8 protein-coding genes are annotated in these 10,016 nt (G+C 72.4%); 5 read left to right on the top strand and 3 right to left on the bottom strand.

Annotated elements, in window-relative coordinates:
* Positions 1 to 89 precede the first annotated feature (89 nt).
* Entirely contained in the window at positions 90 to 1,601 is a 1,512-nt protein-coding gene (locus F8568_RS43530; protein WP_151600016.1) for a M1 family metallopeptidase, read from the bottom strand.
* 230 nt (positions 1,602 to 1,831) lie between these two features.
* Entirely contained in the window at positions 1,832 to 3,115 is a 1,284-nt protein-coding gene (gene aceA, locus F8568_RS43525) for an isocitrate lyase (protein WP_151600015.1), read from the bottom strand.
* Between the two features lie 150 nt (positions 3,116 to 3,265).
* Between aceA and F8568_RS43520 the strand changes: the two genes are divergently transcribed.
* The 3 genes from F8568_RS43520 (at position 3,266) to F8568_RS43510 (ending at position 7,200) form a co-directional block, all read left to right on the top strand.
* Positions 3,266 to 4,702 carry a helix-turn-helix domain-containing protein gene (locus tag F8568_RS43520; protein WP_151600027.1) on the top strand — a complete coding sequence of 479 codons (1,437 nt, stop codon included), beginning with the start codon at positions 3,266 to 3,268 and terminating at the stop codon, positions 4,700 to 4,702.
* A 172-nt stretch (positions 4,703 to 4,874) separates the two neighbouring features.
* The gene (locus tag F8568_RS43515) at positions 4,875 to 5,858 is read left to right on the top strand and encodes a glucosyl-3-phosphoglycerate synthase (RefSeq protein WP_151600014.1); all 984 of its coding nucleotides are present in this window, start codon (positions 4,875 to 4,877) and stop codon (positions 5,856 to 5,858) included.
* A gap of 112 nt (positions 5,859 to 5,970) precedes the next feature.
* A complete protein-coding gene (locus tag F8568_RS43510) occupies positions 5,971 to 7,200 on the top strand; it encodes an acyl-CoA dehydrogenase family protein (RefSeq protein WP_151600013.1) in 1,230 nt (409 codons plus the stop codon).
* Between the two features lie 24 nt (positions 7,201 to 7,224).
* Here the strand turns inward: F8568_RS43510 and F8568_RS43505 are convergent, their stop codons facing one another.
* On the bottom strand, positions 7,225 to 8,592 hold the full coding sequence (locus tag F8568_RS43505) for a serine/threonine-protein kinase (RefSeq protein WP_151600012.1): 1,368 nt from the start codon (positions 8,590 to 8,592) through the stop codon (positions 7,225 to 7,227).
* 209 nt (positions 8,593 to 8,801) lie between these two features.
* On the opposite strand from F8568_RS43505, the gene F8568_RS43500 reads away from it, so the two are divergent.
* On the top strand, positions 8,802 to 9,458 hold the full coding sequence (locus tag F8568_RS43500) for a TetR family transcriptional regulator (RefSeq protein WP_151600011.1): 657 nt from the start codon (positions 8,802 to 8,804) through the stop codon (positions 9,456 to 9,458).
* Positions 9,455 to 9,919 (top strand): phosphomannose isomerase type II C-terminal cupin domain, encoded by a 465-nt coding sequence (locus tag F8568_RS43495; protein ID WP_328601304.1) that lies wholly within the window; start codon positions 9,455 to 9,457, stop codon positions 9,917 to 9,919. Before F8568_RS43500 ends, F8568_RS43495 begins: the two co-directional genes overlap by 4 nt.
* Positions 9,920 to 10,016: the final 97 nt, after the last annotated feature.

The following is a 10,016-nucleotide window of genomic DNA, read 5'->3' as shown; positions in this document are numbered from 1 at the left end:
CCCCCCCCACGGGGGGGGGGGGGCGCGCGCGGCCCCCCCCCCCCCCCCCGCCCCCCCCCCCCCCCCCCACGTCGACGATGCCGTGCCGGTCAGCCCTGGGGGAGGTCCGGCTTGATCGGGGAGTAGAGCCAGTCCTTGAAGAACTGCGTCAGGTCCTGGCCGGCGATCCGCTGGGCCAGCGCCGTGAACTGCTCGGTGGTGCCGTTGCCGTACTTGTGCTGGGCGTACCAGGTGCGCAGCACCGTGAAGAACTTGTCGTCACCGATCTTCTCGCGCAGGAACTCCAGCGCCATCCCGCCGCCGCTGTAGACCCGCTGGTTGAACATCGTGTCGCGCTGCGGGTCGGCGGTCACGACCGACCAGAAGGGACGGCCCGCCGGGTCAGGGAAGGGCCGCGAGGCGTAGGTGGCGCGGGCCCGGTCGTGGACGGTCGCGCCGCCGTGCTTCTCGCCCCAGTACCACTCGGCGAAGGTCGCGAAGCTCTCGTTCAGCCACACGTCCTTCCAGCGCCGCGGCGACACCGCGTCGCCGAACCACTGGTGCGCCAGCTCGTGCGCGATCGTGGAGGTGCTGCGGACGGCGGAGTACACCGGCTTGCTCTGCGTCTCCAGGGAGAAGCCGAGCGGGTCGCCGTTGTAGCGGGCGTCGTCGCCGATCGCGCCGGTCGTCTCGAAGGCGTACTTGCCGAACAGCTGCGACCACAGGTCGGTGACCTCGCTGGTGGTGTCGTAGAAGAAGTTCACCGCGTCCGGCTGGTCCTGCAGCAGCACCGGGTCGACGGCGGTGTAGTTGCTGATGCCGCCGGGCGTCCTGCCCTGCTTGACGTCCCACTTGCCGATGTCGATGGTCGCGAGGTAGCTGGCCATCGGGTAGCGCTCGCGCCACTTGAAGGTGCTGGCGGCCGTCGCGGCGGAGCGGCGGCTGAACGCCGCGTTCCCGCTGCGCCGCCCGTCGGGCAGGCCGTTGGCGACCACGGTCAGCCCCTTCGGCACCGTGACCTCGAAGTCGTAGGTCGCCTTGTCGCTCGGGTGGTCGTTGACCGGGAACCAGGTGGACGCGCCGTTGGGCTCGTCGCCGACGAACGCGCCGTCCGGGGTGTGCAGGAAGCCGTAGGGCGAGCCGAACACGATCGGGGAGCCCACGATCGTCTGCGGGACGCCGCCGTAGGTGATCACGGTGGTGAACGTCTTGCCCTTGCGCAGGCCCTTGCGCGGCGTGATGACCAGCTCCTGGCCGCGTCGCTTGTAGTCGGCCTTGTGCTTGTCGACCTTGACGCGCTGGACGTCCATGCCGGACAGGTCCAGGTCGAAGCTCGACAGGTCCTGGGTGGCCCGAGCGGTCATCGTGACCACGCCGTCGAGCTGGTCGTAGTCGGGGTCGTAGGTGAGGTCCAGCGAGTAGTTCCGCGCGTCGTAGCCGCCGTTGCCCTCGAGGGGGAAGTAGGCGTCCCCGACGCCCTCGGCGCCGGGGGTGTAGCGGTGGTGCGCGGCGGCGGACGCCGAGGGGGCGAGCGCGACGACGCAGAGCGCGGCGACGGCGATCGGGAGCGTGCGCCCGGGTGTCGCCCGGAACGGATGGAGGCGGGGGTGGCGCTGCGCCATCGGAAGGATCCTCTCCCTTGAGTGATCACAAGCGTGCTCACGATGCCCCCAAAATCGCTGCATGTCGAGACTTGCTCCTGATCTGGCCGATCTTGGTCCGGGCGCCCGCCGGGCCCGCTCCGGGCATCAGAAGGCCCCCGCGGGTGTAGGGACGCGGGGGCCTTCTGCTGGGGATCAGGCCTGGGGCGACAGGCCTGAATCAGCTCACCGGATCAGCTCGCCGGATCGGCTCAGTGGAACTGGCCCTCCTCGGTGGAGCCCTTCAGCGCGGTGGTGGACGAGTCCGGCGCGATCGCGGTGCTCACCATGTCGAAGTAGCCGGTGCCGGCCTCGCGCTGGTGCTTGACCGCGGTGAAGCCCTTCTCGGCCGCCGCGAACTCGCGCTCCTGCAGCTCGACGTAGGCCGTCATGCCCTCGCGGGCGTAGCCGTGCGCCAGGTCGAACATGCCGTAGTTGAGTGCGTGGAAGCCGGCCAGCGTGATGAACTGGAACTTGAAGCCCATGTGGCCGAGCTCGCGCTGGAACTTGGCGATGGTGGCGTCGTCCAGGTGCTTCTTCCAGTTGAATGACGGCGAGCAGTTGTAGGCGAGCATCTGGTCCGGGTGCTCGGCCTTGACCGCCTCGGCGAACTTGCGCGCCTGCTCCAGGTCCGGGGTGCCGGTCTCCATCCAGATGAGGTCGGAGTAGGGAGCGTAGGCCTTGGCGCGGGCGATGCAGGGCTCGATGCCGTTGCGGACCCGGTAGAAGCCCTCGGCGGTGCGCTCGCCGGTGATGAACTCGCGGTCGCGCTCGTCCACGTCCGTCGTGATCAGGGTCGCGGCCTCGGCGTCGGTCCGCGCGATGATCAGGGTCGGCACGCCCGAGATGTCCGCCGCGAGGCGGGCGGTGTTCAGGGTCTTGATGTGCTGCGAGGTCGGGATGAGGACCTTGCCGCCGAGGTGGCCGCACTTCTTCTCGGAGGCCAGCTGGTCCTCCCAGTGCACGCCCGCGGCGCCCGCGGCGATCATGCCCTTCATCAACTCGAAGGCGTTCAGCACGCCGCCGAAGCCGGCCTCGGCGTCGGCCACGATCGGCGCGAGGAAGTGCGTGTCGCCCTCGCCCTCGGCCCACTGGACCTGGTCGGCGCGCAGCAGCGCGTTGTTGATGCGGCGCACGACGGCCGGGACTGAGTTCGCCGGGTAGATGCTCTGGTCCGGGTAGGTCTGGCCCGCCAGGTTGGCGTCCGCCGCGACCTGCCAGCCGGACAGGTAGATCGCCTTGAGCCCGGCCTTCACCTGCTGGACGGCCTGGAGCCCGGTGAGCGCGCCGAGGGAGTGGACGGAGTCCTCCTCGTGCAGGAGCTTCCAGAGCCGCTCGGCGCCGAGGCGCGCGAGAGTGTGCTCCTCCTGGACCGAGCCGCGGATCCGGACGACGTCCTCGGCCGTGTAGGTCCGCTCGACGCCCTTCCAGCGCTCGTCGGTCTCCCACTGCCGCTGCAGCTCCTCGGCTGCGCCCTTGAGGCGACTGTCGCTCATCGTCTTGCCCTTCCGTGTCGTCCCCTGGGTGCTTGGTCATGACTATGCCCGGGCCGCAACCCCCGAATGAACTCGTTAGTAACAGAAGAACGGCGAAATTTCCGCTACGATGAAGCCGTGACGACCTTGCGCCCAGAAGAACCCCTCAACTTGACGAGTGATGTAGATCTCGTCACCTTCGGGCAGCGGCTACGCCATCTGCGGCGCAGCCGCGGCATGACGCTGTCGGACCTCGGTGACCGCGTCGGGCGCGCCCCGTCCCAGCTCTCGCTGCTGGAGAACGGCCGGCGCGAGCCCAAGCTGTCGCTGCTGCAGTCCCTCGCCGCCGCGCTGGAGTGCCCGGTGGAGGAACTGCTGCGCCGCCAGCCGCCGAGCCGCCGCGCGCAGCTGGAGATCCAGCTGGAGGAGGCGCAGCGCGACCCGCTGTACCGCACCCTCGGGCTGTCGCACCTCAAGGTCGGCAAGCGGATGCCGAACGAGGTGATCGAGCACATCCTCGCCCTCTACGGCGAGCTGAAGCGCAGCCGCACCAAGCCGACCGCAAGCCCCGAGGAGGCGCGCAAGGCCAACGCCGAGCTGCGCCGCCAGATGCACGAGCGCGGCAACCACTTCGCCGACATCGAGCGGGTCGCCGCGCAGACCCTCGACGCCGTGGGCTACCGGGGCGGCGCGGTCTCGCAGGGCATGCTGATGACGCTGGTCGGGCACTTCGGCTTCAGCCTGCAGTACGTCCAGGACCTGCCGCGCTCCGTCCGGTCCGTCACCGACCTGCGCAACCGGCGGATCTACCTGGAGCGCGAGCAGCTCGGCATGCACACCCCCCGCACGATCCTGCTGCAGACCCTCGGGCACATCGCGCTCGACCACGACCAGCCCCGCGACTTCGCCGACTTCCTGCGCCAGCGCGTCGAGGCCAACTACTTCGGCGCCGCGATCCTGATGCCCGAGCGCAGCGTCGTGCCGTTCCTGCAGGAGGCCAAGGCCGCGCGCGAGCTGTCGGTGGAGGACCTCGCCGACGTGTTCTCGGTGTCCTACGAGATGGCCGCGCACCGCTTCACCAACGTCGCGACCCACCATCTCGGGCTGCAGCTGCACTTCACCAAGAACGACGAGAACGGCACGATCTACAAGGCGTACGCCAACGACGGCCTGGCCTTCCCGCAGGACGAGGACGGCGCGATCGAGGGCCAGCGGATGTGCCGCGAGTGGGCCGGCCGGCACGTGTTCGGCGCGGAGGACCGCTTCTCCGTCTACCACCAGTACACCGACACCCCGCAGGGCACCTACTGGTGCCTGTCGCACATCGACCCGAGCCACGAGCGCGACTTCGCGATCACGCTCGGGGTCCGGTTCGAGGACTCGCGCTGGTTCCGCGGCCGGGAGACCACCCGGCGGGTCAAGTCGGCGTGCCCGGACGGCGACTGCTGCCAGCGGCCGCCCAAGGAGCTGGCCGAGCGGTGGGAGGGGATGGCCTGGCCGTCGGCCCGCGCGCACTCGCACGTGCTGTCGGTGCTGCCGCCCGGGGCGTTCCCCGGCGTGGACGACGCCGACGTCTACGAGTTCCTCGACAGGCACGCCGCCGAGTGACGGGCGGCTTCGGATATCGGGGACGCCGGCGGATGTCGGGAGCGTTGCGCCGGTGTCAACTCTTCGGGTCGGCCACCCGCCCGCCGCAGGGACGGTGAATGATCTGGACGTGTCCGGTGTTCTCACACGGTGAGGGCCGGTCGCGGGACCGCCCGCACGGGAGGGAGAGCGCGTGCTGCCAGAGGTCGCTTCGTGGTTGCGGCGCCGCACGAGCACGGCCGAGGACTGGCCGGCGCACGTCCTGCTGGACGCCAAGGGCGGCGCCGGGATCAGCGTCGTGCTGCCCGCGCGCGATGAGGAGGCGACCGTCGGCGCGATCGTCGCCGCCGTCCGCACCGACCTGATGGAGCGGGTCCCGCTGGTCGACGAGATCGTGGTGGTGGACTCCCGCTCCACCGACCGGACCGCCGCCGTGGCCGCCGCGGCGGGCGCCGAGGTCGTCGCGCAGGACGACGTGCTGCCCGGGCAGGGCCGCATGTCCGGCAAGGGCGAGGCGCTGTGGAAGTCCCTCGCCGCCACCACCGGCGACCTGATCGTGTTCGTGGACGCCGACCTGCGCGGCTTCACCTCGTCCTACGTGACCGGGCTGCTCGGGCCGCTGCTCACCGACCCGTCCGTGGGCTACGTCAAGGGCTGCTACGACCGCCCGCTGGTGGAGGGGGAGCGGCGGGTCGAGGGCGGCGGCGGCCGGGTCACCGAGCTGGTCGCCCGACCGCTGATCAACATGCACTGGCCGCTGCTCGCCGGGGTGATGCAGCCGCTCGGCGGGGAGTACGCGGGCCGCCGCGCGCTGCTGGAGCGGCTGCCGTTCGTCACCGGCTACGGGGTGGAGCTCGGCCTGCTGCTGGACGTGTACCAGGACGCAGGGCTGGACGCGATCGCGCAGGTCGACCTCGGCCGCCGGGTGCACGCGCACCAGTCCACCGAGGCGCTCGGCGCCATGTCCGGCCAGATCATGCTGACCGCCTGGTCGCGGCTGGAGCGGCACGGCCGGATGATCCCGCTCGGCGCGCCCGCGACCGCGCTCACCCAGTTCCGCCGGTCCGCGGCCGGGCACGACGCGCGGACCAGCGACGTCGCCGTGGGGGAGCGCCCGCCGATGATCGAGGTGCCGGGGTACGCCGCGGCGCGCTCGTTCTCCCCCGGTCGCGGCTGACCCGCGCCGCCCCTCGCTCCGCGGCTGTGACTCCGGCCACGGTGTTACCCGCGGTAGCACCCAAAGCTGCTACCGTTGGTAACAGGCGATATTGGAGAAAGGGTCAATAATCATGACGAGCGCGGAGTCCACGCCGTTCTCGCTGGAGCCCAGCGAGGACGTGCGCGAGGTCAGGGACTGGGTGCACGAGTTCGCCAAGGACGTCATCCGCCCCGCCGCGGAGGAGTGGGACGAGCGGGAGGAGACCCCCTGGCCGCTCATCCAGGAGGCGTCCAAGGTCGGCATCTACTCGCTGGACTTCTTCGCCACCCAGTGGCTGGAGCCGACCGGCCTCGGCATCCCGGTGGCCTTCGAGGAGCTGTTCTGGGGCGACGCCGGCATCGCGCTGTCCATCGTCGGCACCGGCCTCGCCGCCGCGTCCGTGGCCGCCGTCGGCACCCCCGAGCAGACCGCCGAGTGGGTGCCGCAGATGTTCGGCACCGCCGACGACATCAAGCTCGGCGCGTTCTGCGCCTCCGAGCCCGACGCCGGCAGCGACGTCGGCTCCATCCGCACCCGCGCCGTCTTCGACGAGGCCAAGGACGAGTGGGTGCTGAACGGCACCAAGACCTGGGCGACCAACGGCGGCATCGCCGACGTCCACGTCGTCGTCGCCTCGGTCCACCCCGAGCTCGGCAGCCGCGGCCAGGCCAGCTTCATCGTCCCGCCGAACACCCCCGGCCTCAGGCAGGGGCAGAAGTTCAAGAAGCACGGCATCCGCGCCTCGCACACCGCCGAGGTGATCCTCGACGACGTGCGCGTGCCGAGCCACCTGATCGTCGGCGGCAAGGAGAAGTTCGACGAGCGCGTCGCGCGGACCCGCGAGGGCAAGAGCGCCAAGGGCCAGGCCGCGATGAAGACGTTCGAGACCACCCGCCCGTCCGTCGGCGCGATGGCCCTCGGCGTCGGCCGCGCCGCCTACGATTACGCCCTGCAGTACGCGCGGGAGCGCGAGCAGTTCGGCAAGAAGATCGGCGACTTCCAGGCCATCGCCTTCAAGCTGGCCGACATGAAGACCCGCCTGGACGCCGCGCGCCTGATGGTGTGGCGGGCCGCGTGGATGGCGCGCAACGGCAAGGACTTCCAGAACGCCGAGGGCTCGATGGCCAAGCTCATGGCCAGCGAGATGTCGGTGTACGTCACCGAGGAGGCGATCCAGATCCTGGGCGGCAACGGCTACACCCGCGAGTACCCGGTGGAGCGGATGCACCGCGACTCCAAGATCTTCACGATCTTCGAGGGCACCAGCGAGATCCAGCGCCTGGTCATCGGCCGCACCGTCACCGGCCTGCCGGTCCGCTGACGCCCCGGCGCCGGACGGGCGCCGCTAGATGATCGCGGCGTCGTACAGGATCCGCTTCATCACCGGCACGGGCAGGCCCGGGTTGCGCGCCGCGCTCCAGGCCGCGTCCGGGTCGTCGAGCAGCTCCAGCAGCCGGGGCTCCGGCAGCCGGGCGTCGCGCGCCGCCGCGGCGCGCACGCTCGGCGCGCCGTCCCGGCTGAGCCGATCGAGGGCCCGCACCGGCAGCTCCGGGTCGCGCAGCGCCAGGATCCGCGCGCCGGGATCGTCGGACTCCGCCAGCCGGGCGAGGCCCGCGCGCGGGAAGTTCGGGTGCCCGGTGCGGTCGAGCCGGGTGACGAAGCGCGACTCCAGGGCGACCGACAGCAGCAGCTCACCAGGTGGATCGGGATGCTTCTCCGACAGCAGCAGCCGGACGACGAAGTCCTCGTCGCCCGCCAGCCGCGCGACCAGGTCGGGCGGCAGGTGCGGGCTGTAGGCCGCGAACCGGCGCAGCCCGGTGTGCGCGGACGTGGCGTACCGGCGCATCAGGTCGAGGTCGTCCAGCCGGTCCCAGAACCAGCCCGGCGGCCTGAGGCGGTCCTCGGGACCGACGCGGTAGTCGATCGCCGCGCGCTGCTCCTCGCTCAGCTCGGGGCGCAGCGACACCGCGAGCCGCACCTCGTGCTCGGGGTCGCAGGCCAGGACGGCGACGAGGTCGGGCGGCAGGCTCGGGTTGGCGGCGACGGCCTTGCGGACGGCGTCCCGCCCGTCCCGGCACAGCGCGGCCGCCTGCCCGGGGTCCAGCGGGACGCGGGCCACGGCGCCCGGGTCCCCGGCGGCCAGCAGCGGCGCGGCCAGCTCCGGGCGGCGGTGGGCGGCGCGCGAGACCGCCGTCCGCCGGACCCCCGGATCGGGGTCCTCGAGCGCCGCGTCGACGATCCCCTCCGGAGGTTCCGGCCAGGTGAGCAGGGCGCCGCGGCGGACCCGCGCGTCCGGATCGGCCGCGAGCGCCGCGCGGACGTCGTCGGGAAGGTCGCGGTCGGTCACGGCGTCGCGGACGCCGGGGTCCGGGTCGGCGGCCAGCCGCCGGAGGACCTCCGCGGGCAGGGGTCTGCCCGGCTCCCGCTCTTCGGGGATCGCGGCGAGCGCCCGGCGCACGATCGGGTCGGGATCGCCGGCGAGCGGCGCGCGCAGCTCCACCGGCGCGTGGCCCGAGACGGCGACCAGGCGCCGGACGTGGGGGTCGGGATGGCGGGCGGCGGCCGCGTAGACCTCGTCCGGCACGCCCGCGCGGCGCAGCAGCGCGTGCCGCATGCGCGGTTCGGCGCGCTCCAGGATCAGCAGCAGGTACTCGACCGGGGCGGCGGGGTTGACCGCGACGCCCTCCAGCCGCACCGAGTAGAGCGTCCGCACCCTCGCGACCTCCTCACGCCGGCCACCGATCACGGTAGCCGCTGCGGCCGCCTGCCGGGAAGGGCGCGGCGCGGCGGACAACTCCCAGGCCAGGTGGTGTTGTCACCGGGTAACACCCGCGGATACCGTTCGGTGTGTGCCCGTCCGTCCTGCGCTCATCCCGACCCCCGCGCGCCCCGCGGGCCCCGTGCGGCTACGGTGATCGCACCATGACGGGCGAAGCGGGCCGCAGGACACCGGGATCCAGACGCGATCCCGGCCGCAGGCGCGCCCTGCTCGAGGCGGCGGACCGGGTCATCCAGCGCGAGGGGCCCGAGGCCTCGATGGCCGCGATCGCCGCCGAGGCGGGCATCAGCAAGCCGATCCTCTACCGCCACTTCGGCGACAAGAGCGGCCTGTACCAGGCGCTCGCCGAGCGGCACACGCGCAAGCTGATCGAGGGCATCCGGGAGGAGTTCTCCCGGGACGACACGATCCGCGCGCGCACCCGGTCCACCATCGACACCTACCTGGCGACGATCTCCAAGAACCTCAACCTCTACCGCTTCCTGATGCACCGGGCGAGCGCGGAGGACACCGCCACGCACAGCGCGATGAGCACGATGATCCGCGACGTGAGCCGGGAGCTGGCCGAGGTGATGATCGCCGAGGGCGAGATGGCGGACCGCACCCGCGCCTACGTGTGGGGCCACGCGATCGTGGGCATGGTGCAGACCGCCGGCGACTGGTGGCTCGACCAGGCCGACGAGGTGCCGCGGGAGGCCGTCGTGGACGGCCTCGCCGACCTCGTCCTCGGCGGGCTGCCGGCGGCCGCGTCCGGCGCCCGCGCCCCGCACCTGTTCCCCGACCCGCGAATCCAGAGGTGACCGTGCAGACCGACGTGCCCGTGCCGACCGACGCCCGCGCGCAGACCGACGCCGGCGCGCAGACCGGCGGGCCCGCGCGGCCCGCCGCCGCGCCCGAGCGGGAGGGGGCCCGGGACGAGCCGGAGGTGCTGACCGAGCACCGCCCCTGGGGCGCCTTCGAGCAGTTCACGCTGAACGAGCCGTCCACCGTGAAGATCATCTACGTGGAGCCGGGGCAGCGGCTCAGCCTGCAGCGGCACCGCGACCGCGACGAGCTGTGGGTCGCGCTGGACCCCGGCGCGGTGTTCGAGGTGGCGGGCCGGCGGACGCTGCCCGAGGTGGGGGAGCGGGTCCTGATCCGGGCGGGGCAGACGCACCGGCTGGGCTCGGACGGCCCCGCGGTCCGGGTCATGGAGATCGCGTTCGGGCACTTCGACGAGGACGACATCGAGCGCCTCGAGGACTCCTACGGCCGGGCCTGACCCGCGGTTCCGGGGCGTCCGGGGTGTCCGAGGCGTAGGCGCGGCACCCGCCGGCGTTGCCGGGCCGTCCGGGGAACCGGCGCGAACGGAACCGGCC

It is taken from the genome of Actinomadura physcomitrii, assembly GCF_008923205.2.
GTDB classification, from domain to species: domain Bacteria; phylum Actinomycetota; class Actinomycetes; order Streptosporangiales; family Streptosporangiaceae; genus Spirillospora; species Spirillospora physcomitrii.
The sequence above is the reverse complement of the archived record's forward strand: the minus strand, read 5'-3'. Positions and strand labels throughout refer to the sequence as shown.